Origin of the sequence: Levilactobacillus cerevisiae, from assembly GCF_003946245.1 — a bacterium.
GTDB lineage: Bacteria > Bacillota > Bacilli > Lactobacillales > Lactobacillaceae > Levilactobacillus > Levilactobacillus cerevisiae.
Genome location: NZ_RHNN01000025.1, coordinates 1 through 23778, shown reverse-complemented (window position 1 = coordinate 23778; position 23778 = coordinate 1). Strand labels below are relative to the sequence as shown.

Genomic DNA, 23778 nt, shown 5'->3' with positions numbered 1-23778 from the left:
GGAGAAAAAGTATTGGAAAGCAAAGCTATTTTAGAAATTGCGGTTAAGGCCGCCGAAAACAAACGGGCAGAAGAAATGACTGCCTTAGACATGACCAAGGTTAGCTTGTTGGCCGATTACTTCCTGATTATGGAAGCAAACTCTAGCCGACAAGTCCAAGCGATTGCGGACGAAATTGTTGATCAAATGGCTGCCAACAAAGTGGCCATCAAGGACGTTGAAGGTAAGAACAGTGCTGACTGGATCTTGATTGATTTGGGCGACGTTGTGATTCACGTCTTCCAGAAGGAACAACGGAGCCATTATAACCTGGAAAAGCTTTGGTCAGATGCACCAGAAGTTGATTTGGGCCAATGGGTTGAAGCATGATCTATCAATCCTTTGCGGAGCTTTACGACGAACTATTTGATCCAGCCATGTACGATCAGTGGCTGGATTTTGTCGCCGAACGTGTTGCGCCAACTAGTGGCGAGTTAATGGACTTGGCCTGTGGTAGTGGGCGTCTAGGCGTCCTATTGGCACAAAAGGGCTACCAGGTCAGTGGGTTGGATCTCAGTGAAGACATGTTGGCGTTAGCCGCTAAGCATGCCGCTGAGGCCGACGTTGCGCTACCACTGATGGCGGGGAACATGCTGGATCTCAGTGAAATCGGCGAATACCAAACGGTGACCTGTTTTGCGGACTCGTTCTGCTATTTAACGGACCTAACTGCCGTTACCCAGGCGTTTACCCAGGTCCACGACCATTTGGCCGTTGGGGGTCAGTTCCTGTTTGATGTGATTACACCGCACCAAACGGATGACGTTTACCCGGGTTACATGTATAATTACGTCGACGACACGCGGGCCTTTGTTTGGACCAGTTATGGGATTGAAGATGAAGAGCACGCTGCCGAACATGATCTGGCGTTCTTCACGCTGAATGAAAAGACGGGTGAATATCGCAAGGTCACTGAACTGCATCACGAACGGACTTACGTCTTAACCGATTATCGGCAAGCTTTACAGGCTGCCGGGTTGACGGTTAAACGTGTGAGTGCCGACTTTGGAAATAGCGAGGTTGCCCCAGATACCACGCGCTGGTTCTTTGAGGTGACACGGGAGGCATAGTCATGGCGTTACAGGCAGTGGGAATCGTGGCTGAGTATAATCCATTTCATAATGGCCATGCCCATCAGGTTGCCCAGGCACGCGCGCAAACGGGTGCCGAGGTGGTCGTGGCGGCGATGAGTGGTAACTGGGCCCAACGTGGCGAGCCGACGCTGATGGATAAGTGGCAGCGAACACAAGCGGCACTGGCTGGCGGTGTGGATCTAGTGGTTGAATTGCCAGGTGCAGTCGCGCTCCAACCGGCGCATCTGTTCGCGGCTGGTGGGGTGCGCCTACTGGCGGCCTTACAGTGCCATTGGCTGGCCTTTGGCACTGAGCATCCGGACATGGATTACAGTCGCCTCATGGCCCATTTACCGACCAATCCGGCCACGTTCAAGCGGTTTGATCAGACCTATGCGTCCTTGTTCCAGGGATATCTGCGCGAACAGACGGGGATTACCTTGGATGCCGCCAACGATATTTTAGGGTTCTTTTACGCGTTGGCAAACGAACGGCAAGGACACCCGCTACAGTTGGTTCCTTTGAAACGACGGGGCAGCCAGCACGACGAGCAAGCCATTGCGATGGCTACTCAGTACGCTAGTGGCACAGCCATCCGTTCAGCGGCCCTCACAGGCGACTGGACGGCAGTGGAACCGGTTGTCCCGTTAACGACCCTCACCCAGCTTAAAGGGGCACAGCTGACCAGCTGGAACGATTTTTGGCCGGCGCTGCGCTACCAACTGGTGAGTGAAAACGTCAACGATTTACGACAATGTTATCAAATTACTGAGGGCGTGGAGTACCGGTTGAAACGGGCGGCACTGACCAGCGCTGACTTTGAAGCGTTCATGACTGCGGTTAAGACCAAGCGGTATACGTATACCCGGTTACAACGCCAGTCTGCGTATATTCTGCTACAGGCCAAGCCTACTGAAATGCAGGCACAACCAGAGTATTTACGTGTTTTGGGCTATTCAGCGCGGGGCCAGGCCTATTTGCACCAAATTAAGAAGCAGGTGACCCTGCCACTGATCAGTCGTGCTGACCGCGACTGGCAGAAGGGACCCGGCGAATTGGATAACCGATTAGGCGCTGTGCGCACGTTGATTACCGGGATTGACCAGGATTACGGCCGGATTCCGGTAAAAAAACACGATTCTGAATGACTATCAAGGAAATTACCTTGACATCTTATTTTTTGACAGGTATAATTTATCACGTTGCATTGGAGGGATTGCGATGAAATGGTCGTTGACCGAGCTCCGCAAGAATCACCGAAATGACCCGCTTTCGTTTGATGAAACATTAGATTTGAAAGCGGACTTGATGGAACGCTATGGCGATGATGTGTTAGATTTAAGCCCCGTTCACGCGAAGGGAATTGTTTCCGTCGTTGGTGGGGACGTCATCGTTAATGCACAGGTAACGGCGGACTTAACGGTGCCGTCCAGTCGATCGTTAACACCGGTGGACTTGCCTGTAGATTTCCAAACGACGGAATTTTATGTATCCGATCCGGCTGCCACCCAACGGTTTGAAAAGACCGACGTGGTGATGGTCGTCAAGGATGACGTTATTGATTTTGATAAGGCCATTGGGGATAACATTATTTTAGAGATTCCGATGCACATTCTTTCTGAAGCCGAACAAGAAGGGTCGAAGATGCCAACCGGAGATGACTGGGAAGTCGTTTCGGAGGCCGACCTGGAAAAGGTGGAGAAGGAAAATCAATCAGTTGATCCACGTCTTGCAAAGTTAAAAGATTTCTTCCCTGATCAGGATGATCAATAATCGCCTTTGTAAGCCTTAAAAATTTTTTCACTAGTGGATATAATTTATTTAAAGGAGGTGTTTTCTTTGGCTGTACCAGCACGGAAAACGTCTAAGACGAAAAAAGCTATGCGTCGTGGTCACATTAAGTTAACCACGCCTAATTTAACTGCTTGCCCTAACTGTGGTGAATTACGTAAGTCACACATGGTTTGCCCAAGTTGCGGTTTCTACGATGGCCGTCAGGTCGTTACGGTAAACAACGCAAACAACTAATTCTAAATTAGTTTCAAGAAACTCCTTCGAAGTCCGCGGCTTCTGGGAGTTTTTTTGTGTTTTACGAACCGATTCGCGTATAATGACTTCACGAAGACAAAACTGGAGGAGTGAAATTTTTGACGATTAAAATAATTGCGACGGATCTGAATGGGACCTTACTGCACAATGATCAAAGGTATAATCGTGACCTGTTCCGCGCTGTTTTGGCCCAGCTCGAGACGCGACAAATATCCTTGGTGTTGGCGTCTGGCAACGAGTACGCGCATCTCCGGGACTTATTTGCAACAACGCTTGCACCTAACTTAGTGATGGTTGCGGAAAATGGGGCGTCTATTTATCAGGCTGATCAACAAATCTTTGATGGCAGTCTGAGTGCCGCTGACGTGACCCAGTTTGTGGCGGTTGACCGTCATCAAGATTTCCTGCAGGACACCTACATCATTTTGACCGGGAAGATGGCGTCTTATACGGAGCTGGGGGCACCGCAACAGCTGATTGATGCAGCGGAGGCCTATTACGACAATCTCCAGCAAGTGACCAGTCTGGCCACTGTGGCTGATCAGATTAAGAAAATTAGTGTGACCACCCAACCCGATCAGGCCCAAGAATTGGTGACACGCTTGAACACCTACTTTGAAGGTCGCTTACACGCCCATGACAGCGGCTATGGCGTGATTGATATTGTGGCGGCTAACGTGGGCAAGCTGCCGGCTGTGCAGTGGCTCATGGCACGTCAGGGGGTAACAACGGCTGAAGTCATGGCCTTCGGGGATGGGGCAAATGATGTGCCACTTCTGCAATTCGCCGGGCAGAGCTTTGCCATGCGCAACGCAACACCGGAAATTCAAGCGATGGCCAACCAGGTGACGGCTTGGACGAATGAAGCGGATGGCGTCCTCCGCACGATTCAGCGGGAACTGCTCACAGACTAAAGTCGTCAGCGCAAAGATACTCAGGAGAAGGGTCAACTAACAATATTGGTGGAATTTACCACCTGCGGCTGCCAGAGATTCCGGCTGCTGTGGGACCGCCTGCGGCCTGAGGAACGGTCCTCCGGTTCGGTTTGAAGCCTGTCAAAATTCGCCAGTCTCCAAGCGCGTCCCACGGTGTAAGCTGAGAAATCTCAGCTTACACCGTCGACACAGCTGCCTCCATCTCTGTCATTCTCCGGTTAGGATTGGTACTGTCATATGATATTGATGTGACCATCGCTTGACTGGCAACTTTTGTCCGGAATAATTGGTCACCGTCTATATAGCAGCGGGATTTTCTACCTGGTCTAATTCCGATTCTACATTGTCGAAACGTGCATCAGGTGGTAGATTCTGTTTAACGGTGGTAACCGTGATCTGTCACACCCTTAAACCTGATCACAGCATTCCAGCCTAAATTTTGCGACGGGTAAGCCAACATGTATAGACAACGTTGCTTATAGTTTAGCGTTCTATCCTTGTACGCAAAGATTTGCGCTTAATTAGCAGCTTCAAATTGTTTTTCGAAAATTAAAAATTATCGGTACCAATCCAAGGCGGATGGGTACTTTTTGTGTTCAAAAGGGGGAGTTGCTACAGAGCAGTGGAACTCACATCGTAGCCGACAATGTTGCTTAAACAACCACCTTACCGTTTAGCAAGCTTAGCGTGGAGCGACTCATTAGAGCAGCAACTAGTCGCTGAAAATTGGTACAACGACGAATTCCACCAACATGACTGGTAAAACTCATTCTTAACCGGAGGAGGCCAGAGGTGGAGGTAGCTGTGTCGACGGTGTTAGCTGGGAACCAGCTTACAGCGTGGGACGCATTTGGAGACTGTCGGTTCTGGACAGGCTTCAAATCGAGCCGGAGGACCGTCCCTCAGACCGCAGGCGGTCCTCATAGCAGCCGGAATCTCTGGCAGCCGCAGGTGGCAAATTTTCACTAATTTAGTATCGACAAATACTAGTTAAGTGAACCTGTCTTTAGGTGTTTCACTTTACCTACTAATTCTACAAAGTACTTGGCAGGGAACCAACGGCCTATACTGCAAGTGAAGAGTGAGGCGATGGGCATGAGACGGATTTTACGAGTAGCACTGATGGTAGTTATCGCTTTGGGGTTAGCGGTAGACGGTATTTCGTTGGTTGGCGAGTTACACGGGCATGACGCTGTGGCCTCGGACTCACGGGTGCCAGTTACCGAGCTATATGCGAACAGGGGGAGTCGCTGATGCAAAACATGCTGAAATTTCAAATTATTGCCTTGGAAACGCCAATTGATGTCCGGCTCATTACCAGTCGGTTTGGCCACTTGCCAGCCACCGTCGCGACCAATTTGGTTCAAAATTTAACACGTTACTTTGTCCACATTGCCAGTGGTTTCTCTAAAGAGCGGCCGGATTCATGGGTCAGTCAGTTTCGGCGGGGAGAATTAGTGGCGACCGACTTTAGTCCGGAATTTCGGGAAGTCTACCAATTGGCAGTTACTGCCCAACAAGAAACTGACAACGCGTTTGATCCGTTCTTTGATGGTAGCTTTGATCCGACTGGATTTGTCAAGGGATGGGCGATTCACCAGGCTTTCATGACATTTCTCAAACCACTCATGGATAAAGGTGCCATCATCGCTGCAGCAATTAATGGCGGTGGTGATGTGCAACTGGGCGTGGTACATCACTGTGATTTCGTGTGGCAAGTGGGTGTTGAGGCGCCGACAAATCTCAATCATGTGATTCACCAGTATGGCATTCGTAATGGTGCCATGGCAACTTCAATGGCCAAAGGAAGTCGTGTGAGCGTGCCCATTGCATGTCAAGAAGCACACCGATCTTTGCAACAGGCGACGGTGTTGACCGCAGATTTGACGACTGCAGACATGCTGGCTACGACAGCGATTGCGATGGGGCAGGACCACTTTGAGGATTTTGTGCGGGCTCAGCGGCTCCCTGTGAAGGGTCTGTTGGTCACCAGTGGCGATAATTTAGTTGAAATTTAGCAAGTAGTGGAGGCGTCTAACTGGATGCCCCTTTTTTGGTATAAAATGAGAAAATTTTAATGGAGCCTATTATAAATTATCTAATATCAAGGTTTAACTGATGAAAAGTAGATTAGAAAACTCATCAACTGGCGACAACTTATTAAGAAAGTCTTGGATTGTCAAAATTTGGGTGCACGAGAGTGGTGCCTTGTGAAATTTACCTGTACACTAGCAACAGTCAGTTTGTATAGGAGCGAGAATATGCGGAAACGTTGGGGTCTTCTGCTGACAATCCTCATTCTGGGGGGCTTGTTTTTTCTCCCAGGTGTGCAGAAAATCCTCCCTCAAATTATTGCGACGTCACAGACAACGGTTGCTCAGGCAGCCAAGCACTTTAATCTTCAGTTCCCTTTAGTGGGTAGTCAGGAAGCAGCAGATGCGACACCAATTGAACCAATCGTTAAGCCCCACACGTTGAAAAGAACGTATTACTACCGGTTCGATCACGAAATTCCGGATAAAATGGCCGCGACGTTCGAGCAAGCAATTGCTGTGTATAATGAAACGGGCATTGTGGACTTAGTGGCCGGGGACGCTGACGAGCATCAAAATGCCATTACCTTCTTCTCATATAGTAAACGGATGCCGGAACAACAGGCAGATTACTTAGAGCTAGGTAAGGGCGGACCAGAGATTATTGAAGTCACTGGGATTCAAGGCTATATTGCTAACCATGCCCGGGCCGGGCTCAATCGTAAGTATCCTGAAAGTATCAAATTGTCGGTGGCCTTGCACGAAATCGGTCATGCTATTGGGCTTGATCACAGTCAGAGTCGCCGTTCAGTGATGTATCCCCTTGATCAGGGGAAGACACAACTTTCAGCAGGCGACCTCAAGGCGTTACGATCCATGTACCAAACAGATTAAATGAAAACACTGCTGAGCATGTTCTCAGCGCAAAGACGTTATGATTCAGTCCCCCAAGGCTGAACCATACGTCTTTTTTTCGTAATTTACTAATTTATAAAGACATCTGTTCAATTTTTGCGTCGCGGACAGCACTTTTCTCGTTTTTCGCTCAGAATCTGACTAGACTAGCAGGCATGAGTGTCAGGAGAGGAAGAAAGCAATGCTTAAGCAGCGTTTGGTGTGGCTGATGATGTCCGTTAGTTTGGTGTGCTTTTTGTGGCTGGGAGCGTTGGCAAAAGAGGTACCGGCTGTCAGTCGACTTGATCGGTTCGTCAATCAATTGGAAGGACCATTGCCTAGTTCAACCTACGCGCAGACACCGTTAACTATGGTGGTAGCTGCTCACCCATTGTCATCCACTTACTATTATCATTTTGAATCCGACGTTCCAGAAAATATTCGACCACTATTTGCGGAAGCAGTCGCTGTGTTTAACCAAACTGGACTTGTCAAACTGATTCCAGGAACACCACAGCAGCAACAAAATGGGTTGACCTTCTTTACCTACGACCGGGAAACAACCCCTGGACGCCAAGACTTTACGGAGCTTGGTGAGGGTGGGCCAACCATTCGACATCGTGGAGGCTGGCAAGCACAGACTGTGAACCTTGCCAGAAGTGGGTTAAACTTGGCTCATCCCGAATTACAGATTCGCTTATCCGTGGCCATTCACGAAATTGGTCACGCATTGGGGCTGGCCCACAGTGAGAGTCAACGGTCGGTAATGTATCCGGTAGATCAGTTGCAAGAGACGCTGTCGGCGGCGGATTTGCGCGCACTACGCTTGCTGTATGGATAACCTAATAACTTGTGAGATACAAAAAGTGCCGTGATCGACATCACGGCACTTTGTAATACGTTAGATTTAACCTTTATTTTGTGAAATCAACGACCATCCGGCCGACGATTGAGTTGTTCTTCATTTCGTCGATGATATCGTTAACTTCGTCCAAACGACGGGTCTTAACGATAGGGTGAACCTTACCTTCTGCACCGAACTGGAAGGTTTCAGCTAAGTCTTGACGAGTTCCAACTAAAGAACCACGAACGGAAATACCATCCAAGACAGTCTTAGCGATGTTCAATTCCATGTCCCCTTGAGGAAGGGCAACGGCAACCAATTTGCCATCTGGCTTCAAGGCATTAACGGATTGGGTGAAGGCATCCTTGGTAACAGCAGTTACTTGGGCGTTATCAACACCACCAACCTTGGCCTGAATCTGTTCAGCAACGTCACCATCATGACGGTTGATGAGAATTTCAGCGCCGTCTTTCTTAGCAGCAGCCAACTTGTCAGGGTTACCATCAACGGCGATAACGTGGGCACCAAAGACGTTGTGCGCATATTGGATTGCCAAGTTACCTAAACCACCAGCACCGACAACTTCAACCCATTGGCCAGGCTTAGTTTCGCCGACCTTCAAGGCTTTGTACATGGTAACACCAGCACAAGTCAGAGAAGTTGCTTCGATTGGGTCCAAGCCTTCTGGGACTTTAACGGCGTAGTTGGCATCAACGATACATTCTTCAGCCATGGCACCATCAACGGTGAAACCAGAGTTTTGAACGTTCCGGCAAAGGGTTTCACGACCGGACAGGCAGTATTCACAGTGGCCACAGCCCTTGAAGAACCAAGCGATTGAGACGCGGTCGCCAATCTTCAAGTTATCAACGTCGTCGGCAACTTGAATCACTTTACCAACACCTTCATGGCCAATGATCCGGCCGGGCTTCTTACCGAAGTCACCGGCAGCCACGTGTAAGTCGGTGTGACAGAGACCACAATATTCCATCTTAACTAAGGCTTCCCCATGGGTGATGGGACGAAGTGTAACATCTTTAATATCAACGTAACCGTCTACTGAATCGCGAATAACTGCTGCTTTCATGAAAACAACTCCTCTTTCTTTTTATCTACAAGTGCTAGTATACTGCAAAAGTGCTGAGTTGCAAGTGAAATTTTACACAAAAGTTCTTAAGATTTAATCAAGGCCCACAATCATTGACTGTAAATCAACGTTTCACTAGAAGAATACAGTGTTGAACAATGTGAAGCAAACAACTTAACCGTTTTCAATAGCAAACTTAACTATCGAATGCAACCGGTTGTTCTTTGCAAGTGAAGGACTTTTGCCCGACTTAGCTGTTTAAATCTTAAGTAAATGTGAGAAGCGTGGTGCTTTTGCATACAATTATGAGAAAATATGATAAAATTAAATGTTGAAATGAATATCGGACGACCGCTACCGGTGTGGTATTAATCTTGGCGCGGTTGCCGTGAATAGCCAGAGGAGTTAAAACGTAATGAGTCGAATTTTAATTATTGAAGATGAAAAAAACCTTGCCCGCTTTGTTGAACTGGAGTTAAAGCATGAAGGTTACGAAACCAGCGTGCAATTCAATGGTCGAACGGGTTTGGAAGCTGCTTTGTCCCAGGACTTTGACGTTATTTTGTTAGATTTGATGTTGCCAGAATTAAACGGGATTGAGGTTGCGCGACGGGTACGAGAAGTGAAGAGCACCCCCATCATTATGATGACCGCCCGTGATTCCGTGATTGATCGAGTTTCTGGGTTGGATCACGGCGCCGATGACTACATTGTTAAGCCATTTGCGATTGAGGAATTATTGGCACGGGTTCGGGCGCTGCTACGCCGGATTCACCTGGAAGGCGAACAGAAGAATACCAAGCAGACAACCGTTAAATTTAAAGATTTGACGATTGAGAAGGAAAACCGGATTGTTCGTCGGGGCGACGAAGTGATCAACCTGACCAAGCGGGAATATGAGTTACTGCTAGCCTTGATGGAAAACATCAACGTTGTCCTGGCACGGGATGTACTCTTAACCAAGGTTTGGGGCTATGAATCCGAAGTCGAAACCAATGTGGTTGACGTTTATGTCCGTTACTTACGAAATAAAATTGATGTCGCCGGCCAAAAGAGTTACATTCAAACGGTTCGGGGGACAGGGTACGTGATGCGTTCGTGAAATCGCCAGATATAGAAGAACCAACTGAAACAGTGACCGAACCGCCGAAGAAAAAACGACCGGGGTTTCGGTTTTCTTTGAAGTGGGAATGGGCCCTGTCGACAGCCTTCGGGGTGTTGGTCATCTTTGCGGTCATCGTCTTCTTGATTTTCAACAGTTTCATGACGGTGCTGATGCGCCAAGAGAAGACCCACGTCTCGGATGCCATGAACGTGGTGGTGGAGAAGCTGAACAATCAGAAGCAACCGTTAACGGGCGCTCAGGTGAATCAGCTCTTGCGACCACGTTCGGTGTTGTCAGATGCCAAGAAGCCCTCTGGCCCCTATAACAATGCGGTGATTACCAGCCTTGCACGGGACAGTCAGACGGTCACCGTTTACGATCAGAACGGCCAGCCATTGTTCGCAACCCGCGAGAGTACGGTGAGCTTTGAGAAGGCCAGCAAGCAACGGATCGCGACCCGGACGATTAACGGGCGCAAGAACCTAGTGGGGTCCACGCCGATTCGCGCCAAACAGGGCAATCAGCTGTTGGGCTACGTTCAGGTCACGGATAATCTGCGGGACTACCGGGCAACTCAGGTGAAACTCTTGCAGGTTGAGGTCGTTTTAGGGATGATGGCAGTGTTAGCTGCAGCCGTTCTTAGTTACAGCCTGGCAACTTTTCTGCTACGACCTGTCGAGGACATTCGGGAAACCATCCACGCGATGCGTGAAGACCCCCAGACGGATCGCCGAGTGCCGGAACTTCATCACCAGGATGAGCTGAGTGATCTCGGCAAACTGTTCAACGACATGCTGGATACCACGCAGCGATACATGGATCAGCAGCAGCAATTCGTGGAGGATGTCTCCCATGAACTGCGGACGCCAGTGGCCATTATTCAAGGCCACATGGAGATGCTGGATCGCTGGGGCAAGGATGATCCCGAAGTCTTGAATGAATCGATTAAGGCCTCCCTACAGGAAACCAAGCGGATGAAGAGTTTGGTGCAAGAAATGCTGGACCTCCAACGTGCCGAACAGATTGAGGTCAATTACCCCAATGAAGTGTCGGATGTCAGTGAAGTTGTGGAACAAGTCTTTGACAACTTTAAGATGATTCATCCGGATTACGTCTTTATTCTGGATGATGATGTGCACCGGCCAGTACAGGCACAGATTTACCGTAATCATTTGGAACAGATCCTGATTATTTTGATGGACAATGCCGTGAAGTACTCACAAACGCGCAAAGAGGTCCACATGAGTTACGAGAGTGACGCTAGGAGCCTCGAGGTGGCCATTCAAGACTTCGGTGAGGGAATCTCACAGGAGAACCGTGACCGGGTCTTTAACCGCTTCTATCGGGTAGATAAGGCCCGTTCCCGGACCAAGGGTGGCAATGGGCTAGGTCTGGCCATTGCCAAACGGCTGATTGAAGCCTACCATGGCAAAATTACCATTGAGAGTGCTTTGGGTCAGGGATCGGTTTTCCGGATTACGCTGCCGATCCTTTCCGATGAGGATGCCCAAATTCTGACGGACAAGAAGGAACAGGCGCAAGCAGCGAACGATATTCCGGGGATTCAATCGGAATTGTTGGCTGATACCCCGCAACCAGCGTCCCAATCCGATGATGAGCAGACGCCTAAGGGTTAAGTTCAGCCGTTATGGGATCACTTATTGGGCAAATATAAGCAAGGGACCAAGTTGGCATAAATGCTGATTTGGTCCCTTTTTGTTAGCTGCAATTATCGGTTTTGTTTCCGCTGAAGTGACGCGCCATTTCAAAAATATATTGACAACGCGTCTGCTTATCGGGTATGCTGTGATAACTAGTTAGTTACATGAGTAATTAACCAATGAAGGGGAGCTGTTAAAATGAAATTTATTGCCAAGTTTAGCGTTTTTATCGGGGGAATCATTCTGGTGCTGGGGATTGGAGCAGCAATCTTGCCCGGGTTGACTAAGAATAAGCACTCGGAAATCGCCATGGCCGCAGATAATGTTAACCCGCTCGTGAAGACCGAAACTGTTTATGCTTCAACAAACGCCAAGCCGGTTCGTCACTACATCGGTGGCGGCGGTGAGGACGAATACGTTTATCAATTGTTAACGTACAACGCGCAAGGGCAGGCACGAACATTGACCTTTGATGCGCAGTGGAAATTGAAGCCTAACAAGTACCTCAAGATCAGTACGAAGGGCCAAAACGTTGAGTCTTGGGGCAAAGTTGCTCGCGCTGACGTGCCCAGTGGCGTTCGCCAGAATTTGCTGATGTCTTAGTAGCGTAAAACCTGAATAAGTGCTGAAGGCGGGCTTTTTGCCAGTCACAAGTCGTCATTTCATGCGTTAAGTCTGTTCTGAGAAACAATCAGTGAGTTACGTCGATGGGTCGCAAATGTCAGAAGTGAGATGGTATGATTGCTGATGCGTGGCAAATTGTTGGTTGCAACTAATTTGATCAAAAAAACACCCACCGGGCAAGGTTGCTCGGTGGGTGTTTGGACGTTAAGCCTTATTTTTGATGGTGTTGCTGCTTCCCAGCGTTCCGATTCCGGTTCTTCTGGGTTGCTTGCTTGGTCACGGCTTCTTTGGCAGCGGAAGTTACCGGTTTAGTAACCACGGGCGCAACGACTGGTGCCGGTTGGTCCTTCATTTTTTCCTGGATTTCTTTACGAATCCGTGGACGGTAGAAGTTGATGATCAACGTTTGCAGGCAGGCGAACAATCCACCGACGAAGAAGTAAAGACCTAATCCAGCTGGAGAACTCATCGTGAAGAATAAGATCATCACGGGTGAGAGGAACAGCGTGAACCGCATTTGCTTCTTTTGTTCTTCAGGCATCCCCAGTAAGGAGAGGTAACCTTGTAAGAGGTAAGACAGGAAGGAGAGTAGTGCTAGAATCCAACTGGCTTTCCCCAAGGGGATGTTCATGAAGACGGCCTTGGACAATTCAGGTGAGTAACGAATGGCTGCATAGAGGGCAGCGAAGATTGGCATTTGGATCAGTAACGGTAAACAACCGATCCCACCAGTCATGCTAATGCCGTTGTTCTTGTAGAGGGCCATCATGGCCTGACTAGCAGCCTGTTGTTCATCCGGCGTCTTGGCGGCTTTTTGTTGCTTTTGCAAAGCCGTCATTTGTGGCCGAATCATGGAAATCTTTTCTTGTTGAACCGTGGCGCTCCGCATTTGACGGACCATGATTGGTAGCAGAACCATTCGGACAATCACCGTTAAGATAATAATGGCCCAGCCGTAGCTACCGCCGAAGAAGTTGGCAAGCCAGTCCATCACGTGTTGTCCCGGCACAGCCAGGTAATCGTAAACGAGACCGTATGGTTTCCCGTTCTTTGTCTGCACACACCCGCTAAGAACCAGCGCCAACGCAGCTAGTGCGGTGGTAACAGATACTTTCTTGGAGATTTTCATTTTAGTTTTTGAACCCCTTTTAGATTTACGTGTAGAGCGTGGACGCCCCCAGCGGCAAAATGCCGTTAACATCAAACATCTTACTTGATTTACAGGCTTTTTTCAAATAATAATCCGAAACTCTTGGAATTCTTGCCCTGGGAGATTTTTAATCGTGATGTCAGTAACCTGAATCCAGGGGGAAAGGCCATTGCGCAATTGGTCGACAAAGTCCTTAAGAACCGCGTCTTCACCGCTAGCAACAATGGCCACTTGACCCGTCTCAAGATTTTGAACAGTCCCCGTGACGCCCAGTTGTTTAGCAAGTTTGCTGGCGGACCAGCGAAAACCCACGCCTTGAACCTGACCGCTAACTAAAATATGTTGCGTGATCATGGAATTCCTCCTTTTACGATTTCTGTGGCCAACTTTCAATTAATCATACCGCGAGTCGCCAGTCCTGCCCAGGGGTATGGTAGAATTAGGAAAAGAATTAAGATGGGAGACAGTAACGTGACCGAAAAAATTACCTCGGGACAGAACAAGCGCGTCAAGCAATGGCGGGCTTTGAATACGAAAAAAGGGCGTAAGGCAACCCAATCTTACCTATTAGAAAGTTGGCATTTAGTACAGGAGGCCATTAAGGCGCAGCATCCGTTGACGGCTATCATGGGGACGGCCGACCAATTAGCCGAGCATGCCGCTGAGCTCCCCAGCGATGTCGCGACGTATGAACTGACGGACAGTATTGCCCAGACAATTGGCGATACTGGTACGCCGCAAGGTATTTTTGCAACGGTTCCGCTTCCTAAGGATACGGCGGGTGATCCCTCAACGGCTGAAGGGGTTTGGCTATTTTTGGATTACGTTCAGGATCCCGGTAATATTGGAACGATGGTGCGAACGGCGGATGCTGCTGGCCTGACTGGCGTAGTCTTTGGTAAGGGGACCGCTAGTCGGTTTCTTCCCAAGGTCTTGCGGTCGATGCAGGGCAGCCAATTTCATATCCAACTGATAGAGGCCGACCTCCACGATTGGATCAGCACCTTTACCGGGCGGCATTTACCCGTCTACGGGACCAATCTGGATCGCGATGCCAAAAGTTACCGTGACGTCCCCCAATTAACGGCGGGGGCAATCGTAATGGGCAATGAAGGAAACGGCATGGCGCCAGACCTTCAGCAACTGACAACACGTAACCTCTACATTCCGATCAAGGGGCAGGCGGAGTCCCTCAATGTGGCTGTTGCGGCTGGAGTTGTGATGTTCCGGTTAGTTCAGTAAAAGTAAAGAATCGGTTAACACAGGCGAAAAGTAAGCAAGTTGGTTGCAATTTGGCCAAAACCAAGTATGATATAGGGTTAAGAAGACTGAAAATCATAATTTAAAACGAAAAGGAAGCATTCTATGACCAAACTGACTTGGCGTGATGACCCCGAGTACCTTGCTTTAGTTTCTGATCTGTTGGCAAAGGAGCCGGTTCAACGCCTGGCGAATTACACACAGCATCATCACTCTGACCGCTTGTCCCACTGCATTTCAGTGTCGTATAACAGTTATTTGATTGCAAAGAAACTTGGTTTGAATACCCGGGCCACCGCACGGGGTGGTTTGTTACATGATTTATTTTATTATGATTGGCGCACGACGAAGTTCAACTTGGGCTCACACGCGTTTATTCATCCACGAGTTGCTCTCCGGAACGCCGAAAAGTTGACGGACCTCAGCCCGATGGAAAAGGATATCATCCTCAAGCATATGTGGGGCGCAACGCTCGCTATGCCAAGATACCGGGAGAGTGCCATTGTTTCCCTGGTCGATGATTACGAAGCCGTTCATGAGTTTAGTGGACCTGCTCGTAAGCGCGTTGAAGCCTTAGTGAACAAGGTAACGCCTAACGCCTAGTTCCAGTGAACATGGATGGAGGCAGGATAAGTATGCAGATGATGTCACCGAAGGCCCAAGCCAAATCTACGGTAGACTTTGAGTTATGTCCCCGGTTTGAGCAGACCTTCTCTTTTTTGGGTAAGAAGTGGAATGGCTTAATCATTGACGTGTTGCTCCAAGAGGGACCACAACGCTTCCGGGACTTAGCCCGCAGCATTCCCCGTTGTAGTGATCGTGTCTTGGTTGAGCGACTGAAAGAACTTGAACTCAATGGTGTGATTGTGCGCCGGACGTTTCCCGACAACGCGTTAATTGAATACGAATTAACGGATAAGGGTCAAGAGTTTAAAGATATCATGACCGCGGTCCACGCCTGGTCTGACAAGTGGTATTGCCCAACGGAAATCAACCAGAAGTAGTTGACAGCCGCGACAAAATCCGCTAGGCTAAGATAGCGTAATAATTAAAAACGATGATAGAAAAGCAGTAGCCGGTGCAATTTGTCAGGAAGAGTTTGCCTAGACTGGAAGCAAACTTCAAATTACTGGGTGAATTCAGTTCTTGAGTTGTAATCGGGATTCGTGGCAACACGATGAATGATTTTCCGGTGAATGACCGTTATCATTTCTGAGTGTGGCTGAGAGTCTCGACTTTCGGCTGAATCAGGGTGGTACCGCGAAGCTTCGTCCCTAGTTATGGGGCGGGGCTTTTTTGTTTGCTCACGAAGAAAGTTGACACAAAAGAAAATGGAGGATGACGTATGTCGTTAAAGGATAAACTAAACGAACTGCACGAACGCGGTCTCGCAGAAATTAAAAAGTCTGGCGATCTCAAGGACGTAAACCAAGTGCGCGTGTCGTTGTTAGGGAAAAAAGGGCCCATCACCGAAGTCTTACGGGGGATGCGGGACCTAGACGCTGAAGAACGGCCAAAGGTTGGAGCATTTGCCAACGAAATTCGGGACGATTTGACAGCTGCTCTGGCTAAACGCCGAGAAGAATTGGAAAACGCCGTTCTGAACGCCAAGTTGACCAACGAAGCGATTGACGTGACCTTACCAGGGACGCCGGTTGCCAAGGGTGAACCCCACGTGATCCAACAGATTGTGGATCAAATTGAGGACTTGTTCTTAGGCATGGGTTACCAGGTCTTGAGTGGCCCGGAAGTCGAAGAAGACAAGTACAACTTTGAAATGATGAACCTACCTAAGAACCATCCAGCTCGGGACATGCAAGACACATTCTACATCACCAAGGAAATTTTGATGCGGACGCAGACCTCACCGATGCAAGCCCGCACCTTGGAAACGCATGACTTTAGTAAGGGACCATTGAAAATGATCTCCCCCGGGGTGGTTTACCGACGCGATACCGATGACCCGACCCACTCGCACCAGTTCCATCAGGTTGAAGGCTTGGTCATTGACAAGCACATCACCATGGCTGATTTGAAGGGGACCCTGCAGGTCTTGGCCCATGAATTGTTCGGGGACAAGTTTGACGTGCGGCTCCGACCAAGTTACTTCCCATTCACGGAACCCTCCGTTGAAGCTGATATTACCTGCTTTAACTGTGGCGGTAAAGGTTGCAAGGTCTGCAAGAATACTGGTTGGATCGAAGTGCTCGGTGCCGGTATGGTTCACCCGAACGTCTTGAAGATGGCCGGCGTGGATGCGGATGTTTACGGTGGATTTGCCTTTGGGGTAGGCCCTGACCGGTTTGCGATGTTGAAGTACGGCGTCGATGACATCCGGAATTTCTATTTAAATGATGTGCGCTTCCTCAACCAATTCACGAAGAAAGGATAACCGCCAACCATGAAGATTTCATACAATTGGATCAAAGAATATTTAGACTTAAACGTTAAGCCAGCTGACTTGGCGGAAAAAATCGAACGGACGTCCGTCGAAGTCGACAGCGTGGTTAAGCCTAGCGATGGCTTGAAGAAAATCGTTGTCGGCCACGTGCTGAGCATTGAAGCCCACCCGGACTCCGATCACCTCCACATCTGCCAGGTGGACGTCGGTGAAGACGAGCCCCTGCAAATTGTTTGTGGTGCACCGAATATCGCGGAAGGCCAAATGGTCATCGTAGCGTTACCAGGTTCTCGTATTGCTGACAACGTGAAGATCAAGAAGTCCAAGATGCGCGGCATTCCATCTGCTGGGATGATCTGCTCACTCCAGGAAATTGGCTTCCCTGAAGCCGTTGTTCCCAAGACCTACGTCGAGGGTATCTATGTCTTGCCCGCTGACGCTATGCCTGGCGACGATGTTTACGATTACCTGGGGATGAACGACAGTCTGATTGACTTGGACGTCACGCCTAACCGGGGGGACATGTTGAGCCTGTACGGGGCCTTGCATGACCTGTCTGCTATCTATGATTTGCCCGTTAAATTTGACCAACCAGCCGTTAAAGAAGCTGGGGAGCCTACTGCCGACCAACTCAGTATTCACGTGGACGAGGCCTTGGCGCCGCAATACAAGATGCGTTTGGTGAAGCAGGTTAAATTGGCCCCAAGTCCAATGTGGCTCCAGATTCGCCTTTGGAACGCGGGTTACCGGCCAATCAACAACGTGGTGGATGTGACCAACTACATCATGTTGAAATATGGTCAACCCTTACATGCCTTTGACTACGATAAGTTTGCTGGTCAAGACGTTTACGTCCGCAACGCCAAGCAGGGCGAAAAGCTGACAACCTTGGATGAGGGTGAACACGATTTAGACCCGAACGATATTGTCATTGCCGACGAAAAGGCGCCAATTGCCTTAGCCGGTGTGATGGGTGGCTTGGATACAGCAATCGCTGACGGGACCACCACGGTGGCCATTGAAGCGGCTGTCTTTGAACACGACCACATCCGTAAGGCGGCTCAACGGCATAACCTGCACACGGACGCTTCCCAACGCTTCGAACGTGGCGTGAACCGGACTGGTTTACAAGACGCGTTAGACGCCGCTGCACAAATGATGGATGAGCTTGCCGGTGGGACCGTTCAAGCCGGGACTGTGGTGGCCGCTGACAACGTGCCAGCACCTGCCGTGATCGACATTACGATGACCCATATCAACGCTGTCCTGGGTACCACTTTGGACCAGCCCCAGGTCACCCACATTTTAGAGATGTTGGGCTGCACGGTGACTGCCGCCGGTGACACGTTAACGGTGACGGTTCCTGTTCGCCGGAATGACATTCATATTCCAGCCGATCTGCTCGAAGAAATCGCGCGGATCTACGGGTACGATGAATTGCCAGCAACGCTGCCAACTGGCCGGATGACCATGGGTGAATTGACCACGGCACAAAAATTAATGCGGGCAACGCGGCATTCGCTGGAAGGTTTAGGCTTGAACCAAGCGATTTCCTACGCCTTGACGACGGAAGACAAAGCCAAGATGTTCTTGATGCAACCGAGCGAAACAACCAAGTTAGCTTGGCCAATGAGTGTGGATCACGCGGTGTTACGCATGAACGTGATTACCGGATTGCTGGACGACATTGCCTATAACAGTGCCCGGAAGGTGAAGGACGTGGCCTTGTATGAACAAGGACGGGTCTTCTATCGCGAGGATGGCACGGAACGGCCAAGCGAGCAGGAACACATTGCCGGTGCCATTACGGGAACGTTGTTGCCAGCAGCTTGGGACCAACCTGCTAAGGACGTTGATTTCTACCAAGTTAAGGGCATCGTTGCGGCTTACTTGAAAGACATGGCAGTCAATGGCGACGTGACCTACGTGGCCAACACGGATATGCCTGAGATGCACCCAGGTCGGACCGCGGACATTCTGGTTCACGGCCACCGGATTGGCTTCATGGGTCAAGTCCACCCAACGGTTGCTAAGCAATTCAAGATTGGCGCAACTTACGTCTTTGAGCTGAACCTGCAAGCAATTATCGATATGCCTAAGCAGGAAAATCAGTACGACGTGATTTCCCGTTACCCAGCAATTACGCGAGACGTTGCGATGTTGGTAGATAATGATGTTACCAACGACCAAATTGTTGAACTGATTGAAAAGCGGGGCGGGGCTCATCTGCAGTCCGTCAAGCTGTTTGATATTTACGACGGGGTCAAGGTGCCCAAGGGCAAGAAGTCATTGGCCTACACCTTGACTTACCAAGACAAGCACGAAACTTTGGTCGATGATGCTGTAACGCAAGCCTTTGAAAAGGTTGAAAAGCGGTTGCAGGATGATCTGGGTGTTGAAATTCGTTAATTGTGCGACTGAACGATATTTTTTTGGAACGCGTCTGGCCTTGTTTTGGAGGTGGACGCGTTTTTTTGGTTTGGGGAAGCATTGTGGTAGGTCGTTTGGCTTGTTCTGCACGGCTCTATCCGGAAACTGGCGGCTTCTGAAACGTGCTCTGTGAGCCAGATTTCTCCGCTTAACGTGGTTAAGGTAAAGCTCTTGGCTTGGGGATTTGTTGGATGATTTAGGTTGTGTTAGGTCGTTTGATTTGTTCTACAAGGATCTATCCGGAAATTGGCGGCCTCTGAAACGTGCTCCGCGAGCCAGACTCCTGCGCTTAACGTGGTTAAGGTAAAGTTCTTGGCTTGGGGATTTGTCGGTTGATTTAGGTTGTGTTAGGTCGTTTGACTTGTTCTACAAGGTTCTATCCGGAAACTGGCGGCCTCTGAAACGTGCTCCGCGAGCCAGACTCCTGCGCTTAACCCAGCTAAGAAAATATCCCAGGCCCGGGGATATTCTCTTAGCTACGTTAATGCTCAGAGTCTAAGCGGCTCGCTCCGCACTCTTTATTACATTTTTCCAAAATCTCATTTTCCTGTTCCCGCTGACCTGGAAATTCTGTATAATGAAGAAGACTATGGCATAGAACGGAGGAAATAAGTTGGATAATGGCACAAATCCTATCCCGTCTCGGCAAGATTCGGGGAAGAAACGGTCTTTTGGTCGACGAATTATCATTGGCGTGGTTAGTCTGCTAGCTTTACTGGCAGTTATCATTGGTATCTTCGGGTATCATTACTTCCAAACGTCACTGCAACCCTTGGATTCTAGCGATGACAATGTGGTTCAAGTTCATGTTCCAATGGGGGCAACCTCCAATAAGATTGGGGAGATCCTTCAGGATAAAAAAGTGGTTAAGAGCGGAATGGTTTTTAACTACTACGTGAAGTCGAACAAATTTACGAATTTTCAGGCGGGCTATTACCAGTTAAAGCCGTCGATGACCTTGAAACAAATTGCCACGCAGCTCCAAAAGGGCGGCTCAGCTGAGCCCATCCAGAGTACTTCTGGAAAGGTATTGGTTCGTGAAGGGGAGACGGTAGATCAAATTGCCGCCGAGATTCCAATTCAAACTGACTTTACCAAGAAGGAATTCATGACCTTGATCAAGAGTCAGACATTCTTTAACCAACTTGCAGCGAAGTACCCACAACTCTTGGGTTCCGCCAAGAAGGCCAAGAATGTGCGTTATCGGCTTGAAGGGTACTTAGCGCCGGCAACGTATCAAGCTGGCAAAAAGATGACTTTAAAGCAATTAATCACGCAAATGGTTGCGAAGACAGACCAAAATCTGCAAGGCAGCTATGCAACCATTAAGAAGCAAAAGTTGACGGTGCAAGAAACGCTGACACTGGCTTCGTTGGTCGAACGTGAAGGGGTCACCCAGTCCGACCGGAACAAGATTGCCGGGGTCTTCTTGAACCGCATCAAGGCTGGTATGGCGCTTCAATCTGACATTTCCGTTCAGTATGCCTTGAAGACGACCAAGTCGACGTTGACCTATAAGGATTTGAAAGTTAAGTCACCGTACAACCTGTACATTCATACGGGCTACGGTCCAGGTCCATTTGCAAGTCCTAGCACGTCTTCGATCACCGCGGTGTTACACCCAACTGACCGTAAGAAGGGGTACTACTACTTCATCGCAAATACCAAGACCGGGAAAGTTTACTTCTCCCAAACGTATGCACAGCATGAAGCAAAAACAAGTTCATTAGCAAGCGATAATAAATAAAGGATGGCGACAGTGTTGGCAAACAAGAAGCGACCGATTATCATTGGGGTTACCGGGGGTTCCGGTAGTGGCAAAACGACCGTTAGTCGAGCAATCTTTAATCAATTGATTGGACACTCAATCATGATTTTGCAGCAAGACTCGTACTACAACAATCAAGACGAAATGACGATGGAAGAGCGGGCAGCCGTGAACTACGACCATCCGTTAGCTTTCGATACGGACCTCTTGATTTCTCAACTGAAGCAGTTGTTAAACTACGAACCAATTGAGAAACCCGTCTATGATTACACGTTATCCACGCGAAGTGACAAGACGATTCACCAAGAACCACGCGACGTGATCATCTTGGAAGGTATTTTAATCCTTGACGATGAACGCTTACGGAATTTGATGGACATCAAGGTCTTCGTTGATACCGATGATGACATTCGCATCATTCGGCGGATTCAACGGGACATGAACGAACGTGGTCGCTCGCTCGAATCCGTTATCCAACAATACTTGGCAACTGTTAAGCCAACTTACCATCAATTCGTTGAACCAACCAAGCGTTACGCCGACCTGATTGTGCCTGAAGGTGGCGAGAACCAGGTGGCTATCGACCTGTTGGTTACCAAGATTCGGGCAATCCTCGAAGCTAGTGGTAATGACCAAGTTTTTGACAATCCAGATACAACCATATAGAATAGGACAGGTTAGCTGGTAAACGGCTAGCCTTTTCTGTCAAAATAAAATTTAAGTTGTGGAATATCCACGACACTAAAAATGTTAAAGGGGTGGCCAGTGTGGCACAAGATAAGATGTATCCAATGACTGAAGAAGGTAAAGAGAAGCTCGAGGCAGAACTCGAAGATTTAAAGATGGTTCAACGACCAAAGGTTATTGACCGGATTAAGATTGCGCGTTCCTACGGGGACCTTTCAGAAAATTCTGAGTATGAGTCAGCCAAGGACGAACAGAGTATGCTCGAAACGCGGGTCAGCACCGTTGAACGGATGCTCCAATACGCGCAGATCATCGATAACGATGGTAGTGACAAGGACGAAATCACCGTAGGGAAAAAGGTAACCTTTAAGGAACTTCCCGATGAAGAGCCTGAAGAATACACCATCGTGGGTGCTGCAGAAGCCGACCCAATGTCTGGCAAAATTTCCAACGATTCAGCCATCGCGAAGGGCCTCTTAGGTCACCGGAATGGTGAAGAAGTCACCTTTAACACACCAGGTGGCAGCATGAGCGTTAAAATTTTAGCTGTCGAATAGAAAAAAATTCCAGTCGATAAGACAAGTTAATTTGCGTCACCGAAGGCATCCTGATTGCGGTCAGGGCGCCTTTTTACTTACTTTTGAGCAGTTGAATTGAAGCTCACAATTTAATTGTGTATAATACAGTTAGTGAAACGATACTTGCCAAGAACCCGCTTGGCGTGGTATAAATGGTTATGAAAACGGATTCACAGTCTGTCAAAAAGGAGTCTTATAATTATGAAAATTACAGTTACCGATTCAGCAAGTAAATGGTTTCGCGACGAGATGGGCATGACTGGTCGCGGTGTACGTTTCTTTGGTAAGGTTTATGGCAAGACACCCGTCCACGAAGGCTTTTCATTGGGGATGACGCCAGACGACAATCCACGTGATCCGATCGTTGCTGAAAAGAAAGACAACGTGACGTACTACATTACTGAAGGCGACCAATGGTTCTTCGTGGGGTATGACTTAACGATTGACTACGACGCCGCAACTGATGGTCCAACTTACATTTACGATGATAACGGTGAATTAGACAAATAACACCACTTGCGCTTGACCTGACAGGGTTGAGCGCTTTTTTTGAATGGTGGCTTATTGCCGCCTGCGGCTGATGGAGATTCCGGTGTCTGTGGGGACCACCTGCGGCCTGAGAAGCGGTCCTCCGGCTCGGTTTGAAGCCTGATAAAAACCATCAGTCCCCAAACGCGTCCCACGGTGTAGGCCGAGTAAATCGCTCAGCCAACGCCGTCGTCACAGCTACCTACATCTCCATCTTCCTCCGGCTAAGTGTGGATTTCAAACGTTACGCGGGTTGCGGTAATGGTTACCGCTGATAATTGACTTACACAATCTAGTGGGATTTTTCATTGGTGGGGACTTCTTGGAAAATGGCGACTTTGAAACACGTACTTGGCGGTTTAAATCGAGATTAAAGACCGTTCCGTGGTTTTGACCGTCCTACCCACAGTGTTCCGCCTAAATTTGGCGAACGGTAGGCTGGTAGTATCACCGTGCTCACCGCGCTATGACTAACTGACTATGACTAACTGTTAATTTGTTTGCCAAAAAGGCACTCACAATCCCAAGTAGTAGGGTCGTGAGTGCCTTAATTGTGGTTCTATGTCAACTGTTGTTGGTAATTCCATTTATAAAATTGTCTAATCCTTTGAGATTAGGCAATTTTTTTTGAG

The 23778-nt window shown here is 48.8% G+C and carries 24 protein-coding genes; 21 read left to right on the top strand and 3 right to left on the bottom strand.

Going from position 1 to position 23778, the window contains the following annotated elements:
- The first annotated feature begins 12 nt into the window (after positions 1–12).
- From rsfS to EKM99_RS11625, 9 genes are all read left to right on the top strand, one after another.
- Positions 13–369, top strand: a complete 357-nt coding sequence (gene rsfS, locus EKM99_RS11665; RefSeq protein WP_125583599.1) for a ribosome silencing factor — start codon at positions 13–15, stop codon at positions 367–369.
- Positions 366–1109 (top strand): class I SAM-dependent DNA methyltransferase, encoded by a 744-nt coding sequence (locus EKM99_RS11660; protein WP_125583598.1) that lies wholly within the window; start codon positions 366–368, stop codon positions 1107–1109. Before rsfS ends, EKM99_RS11660 begins: the two co-directional genes overlap by 4 nt.
- Positions 1110–1111: 2 nt before the next feature.
- On the top strand, positions 1112–2260 hold the full coding sequence (locus EKM99_RS11655) for a nucleotidyltransferase (RefSeq protein WP_125583597.1): 1149 nt from the start codon (positions 1112–1114) through the stop codon (positions 2258–2260).
- 73 nt (positions 2261–2333) lie between these two features.
- The gene (locus tag EKM99_RS11650) at positions 2334–2885 is read left to right on the top strand and encodes a YceD family protein (RefSeq protein WP_125583596.1); all 552 of its coding nucleotides are present in this window, start codon (positions 2334–2336) and stop codon (positions 2883–2885) included.
- 66 nt (positions 2886–2951) lie between these two features.
- Entirely contained in the window at positions 2952–3140 is a 189-nt protein-coding gene (gene rpmF, locus EKM99_RS11645) for a 50S ribosomal protein L32 (RefSeq protein WP_125583595.1), read from the top strand.
- A gap of 119 nt (positions 3141–3259) precedes the next feature.
- A complete protein-coding gene (locus tag EKM99_RS11640) occupies positions 3260–4075 on the top strand; it encodes a Cof-type HAD-IIB family hydrolase (RefSeq protein WP_125583594.1) in 816 nt (271 codons plus the stop codon).
- A 1274-nt stretch (positions 4076–5349) separates the two neighbouring features.
- The gene (locus tag EKM99_RS11635; protein WP_125583593.1) at positions 5350–6114 is read left to right on the top strand and encodes an FAD:protein FMN transferase; all 765 of its coding nucleotides are present in this window, start codon (positions 5350–5352) and stop codon (positions 6112–6114) included.
- A 243-nt stretch (positions 6115–6357) separates the two neighbouring features.
- The gene (locus EKM99_RS11630) at positions 6358–7023 is read left to right on the top strand and encodes a matrixin family metalloprotease (protein WP_125583592.1); all 666 of its coding nucleotides are present in this window, start codon (positions 6358–6360) and stop codon (positions 7021–7023) included.
- Positions 7024–7225: 202 nt separating this feature from the next.
- On the top strand, positions 7226–7864 hold the full coding sequence (locus tag EKM99_RS11625) for a matrixin family metalloprotease (protein ID WP_125583591.1): 639 nt from the start codon (positions 7226–7228) through the stop codon (positions 7862–7864).
- Between the two features lie 73 nt (positions 7865–7937).
- Here the strand turns inward: EKM99_RS11625 and adhP are convergent, their stop codons facing one another.
- Positions 7938–8954: an alcohol dehydrogenase AdhP gene (adhP, locus tag EKM99_RS11620; RefSeq protein ID WP_125583590.1), complete on the bottom strand. Its 1017-nt coding sequence runs from the start codon at positions 8952–8954 to the stop codon at positions 7938–7940.
- A gap of 415 nt (positions 8955–9369) precedes the next feature.
- Between adhP and EKM99_RS11615 the strand changes: the two genes are divergently transcribed.
- The 3 genes from EKM99_RS11615 to EKM99_RS11605 all read left to right on the top strand — a co-directional run bounded on the left by EKM99_RS11615 (position 9370) and on the right by EKM99_RS11605 (position 12323).
- Positions 9370–10056: a response regulator transcription factor gene (locus EKM99_RS11615; protein WP_125583589.1), complete on the top strand. Its 687-nt coding sequence runs from the start codon at positions 9370–9372 to the stop codon at positions 10054–10056.
- Entirely contained in the window at positions 10053–11696 is a 1644-nt protein-coding gene (locus EKM99_RS11610) for a HAMP domain-containing sensor histidine kinase (protein ID WP_404819782.1), read from the top strand. Before EKM99_RS11615 ends, EKM99_RS11610 begins: the two co-directional genes overlap by 4 nt.
- A gap of 222 nt (positions 11697–11918) precedes the next feature.
- Positions 11919–12323, top strand: a complete 405-nt coding sequence (locus tag EKM99_RS11605) for a YxeA family protein (RefSeq protein WP_125583588.1) — start codon at positions 11919–11921, stop codon at positions 12321–12323.
- A gap of 232 nt (positions 12324–12555) precedes the next feature.
- Here EKM99_RS11605 and yidC read toward each other — a convergent pair whose 3' ends face one another.
- Both yidC and EKM99_RS11595 read right to left on the bottom strand, forming a co-directional pair.
- The gene (yidC, locus tag EKM99_RS11600; RefSeq protein WP_125583587.1) at positions 12556–13473 is read right to left on the bottom strand and encodes a membrane protein insertase YidC; all 918 of its coding nucleotides are present in this window, start codon (positions 13471–13473) and stop codon (positions 12556–12558) included.
- A gap of 102 nt (positions 13474–13575) precedes the next feature.
- The gene (locus EKM99_RS11595; RefSeq protein WP_125583586.1) at positions 13576–13848 is read right to left on the bottom strand and encodes an acylphosphatase; all 273 of its coding nucleotides are present in this window, start codon (positions 13846–13848) and stop codon (positions 13576–13578) included.
- Between the two features lie 117 nt (positions 13849–13965).
- On the opposite strand from EKM99_RS11595, the gene EKM99_RS11590 reads away from it, so the two are divergent.
- From EKM99_RS11590 to EKM99_RS11550, 9 genes are all read left to right on the top strand, one after another.
- The gene (locus EKM99_RS11590) at positions 13966–14736 is read left to right on the top strand and encodes a TrmH family RNA methyltransferase (protein WP_125583585.1); all 771 of its coding nucleotides are present in this window, start codon (positions 13966–13968) and stop codon (positions 14734–14736) included.
- Positions 14737–14859: 123 nt separating this feature from the next.
- A complete protein-coding gene (locus EKM99_RS11585; RefSeq protein ID WP_125583584.1) occupies positions 14860–15357 on the top strand; it encodes an HD domain-containing protein in 498 nt (165 codons plus the stop codon).
- A gap of 32 nt (positions 15358–15389) precedes the next feature.
- Positions 15390–15758, top strand: coding sequence for a winged helix-turn-helix transcriptional regulator (locus tag EKM99_RS11580; protein WP_125583583.1), 369 nt, complete (start codon positions 15390–15392; stop codon positions 15756–15758).
- Positions 15759–16099: 341 nt separating this feature from the next.
- On the top strand, positions 16100–17146 hold the full coding sequence (pheS, locus tag EKM99_RS11575; protein ID WP_125583582.1) for a phenylalanine--tRNA ligase subunit alpha: 1047 nt from the start codon (positions 16100–16102) through the stop codon (positions 17144–17146).
- 9 nt (positions 17147–17155) lie between these two features.
- The gene (gene pheT, locus EKM99_RS11570) at positions 17156–19564 is read left to right on the top strand and encodes a phenylalanine--tRNA ligase subunit beta (RefSeq protein WP_125583581.1); all 2409 of its coding nucleotides are present in this window, start codon (positions 17156–17158) and stop codon (positions 19562–19564) included.
- A gap of 634 nt (positions 19565–20198) precedes the next feature.
- Positions 20199–21332, top strand: coding sequence for an endolytic transglycosylase MltG (gene mltG, locus EKM99_RS11565; protein WP_125583580.1), 1134 nt, complete (start codon positions 20199–20201; stop codon positions 21330–21332).
- A gap of 3 nt (positions 21333–21335) precedes the next feature.
- Positions 21336–22019 carry a uridine kinase gene (udk, locus tag EKM99_RS11560; RefSeq protein ID WP_164511593.1) on the top strand — a complete coding sequence of 228 codons (684 nt, stop codon included), beginning with the start codon at positions 21336–21338 and terminating at the stop codon, positions 22017–22019.
- 101 nt (positions 22020–22120) lie between these two features.
- Entirely contained in the window at positions 22121–22597 is a 477-nt protein-coding gene (gene greA / locus EKM99_RS11555) for a transcription elongation factor GreA (RefSeq protein WP_125583579.1), read from the top strand.
- 222 nt (positions 22598–22819) lie between these two features.
- Positions 22820–23128: a HesB/YadR/YfhF family protein gene (locus EKM99_RS11550; protein WP_125583578.1), complete on the top strand. Its 309-nt coding sequence runs from the start codon at positions 22820–22822 to the stop codon at positions 23126–23128.
- Positions 23129–23778: the final 650 nt, after the last annotated feature.

Excerpts from the sequence above, each read along its gene's own strand:
- pheS (WP_125583582.1), top strand. The coding sequence starts at position 16,100 with ATGTCGTTAAAGGATAAACTAAACGAACTGCACGAACGCGGTCTCGCA.
- EKM99_RS11635 (WP_125583593.1), top strand. The coding sequence starts at position 5,350 with ATGCAAAACATGCTGAAATTTCAAATTATTGCCTTGGAAACGCCAATT.
- EKM99_RS11650 (WP_125583596.1), top strand. The coding sequence starts at position 2,334 with ATGAAATGGTCGTTGACCGAGCTCCGCAAGAATCACCGAAATGACCCG.
- EKM99_RS11550 (WP_125583578.1), top strand. The coding sequence starts at position 22,820 with ATGAAAATTACAGTTACCGATTCAGCAAGTAAATGGTTTCGCGACGAG.
- EKM99_RS11660 (WP_125583598.1), top strand. The coding sequence starts at position 366 with ATGATCTATCAATCCTTTGCGGAGCTTTACGACGAACTATTTGATCCA.
- udk (WP_164511593.1), top strand. The coding sequence starts at position 21,336 with ATGGCGACAGTGTTGGCAAACAAGAAGCGACCGATTATCATTGGGGTT.
- EKM99_RS11615 (WP_125583589.1), top strand. The coding sequence starts at position 9,370 with ATGAGTCGAATTTTAATTATTGAAGATGAAAAAAACCTTGCCCGCTTT.
- yidC (WP_125583587.1), bottom strand. The coding sequence starts at position 13,473 with ATGAAAATCTCCAAGAAAGTATCTGTTACCACCGCACTAGCTGCGTTG.
- adhP (WP_125583590.1), bottom strand. The coding sequence starts at position 8,954 with ATGAAAGCAGCAGTTATTCGCGATTCAGTAGACGGTTACGTTGATATT.
- EKM99_RS11625 (WP_125583591.1), top strand. The coding sequence starts at position 7,226 with ATGCTTAAGCAGCGTTTGGTGTGGCTGATGATGTCCGTTAGTTTGGTG.
- EKM99_RS11585 (WP_125583584.1), top strand. The coding sequence starts at position 14,860 with ATGACCAAACTGACTTGGCGTGATGACCCCGAGTACCTTGCTTTAGTT.
- EKM99_RS11655 (WP_125583597.1), top strand. The coding sequence starts at position 1,112 with ATGGCGTTACAGGCAGTGGGAATCGTGGCTGAGTATAATCCATTTCAT.
- pheT (WP_125583581.1), top strand. The coding sequence starts at position 17,156 with ATGAAGATTTCATACAATTGGATCAAAGAATATTTAGACTTAAACGTT.
- EKM99_RS11595 (WP_125583586.1), bottom strand. The coding sequence starts at position 13,848 with ATGATCACGCAACATATTTTAGTTAGCGGTCAGGTTCAAGGCGTGGGT.
- EKM99_RS11630 (WP_125583592.1), top strand. The coding sequence starts at position 6,358 with ATGCGGAAACGTTGGGGTCTTCTGCTGACAATCCTCATTCTGGGGGGC.
- EKM99_RS11580 (WP_125583583.1), top strand. The coding sequence starts at position 15,390 with ATGCAGATGATGTCACCGAAGGCCCAAGCCAAATCTACGGTAGACTTT.
- EKM99_RS11605 (WP_125583588.1), top strand. The coding sequence starts at position 11,919 with ATGAAATTTATTGCCAAGTTTAGCGTTTTTATCGGGGGAATCATTCTG.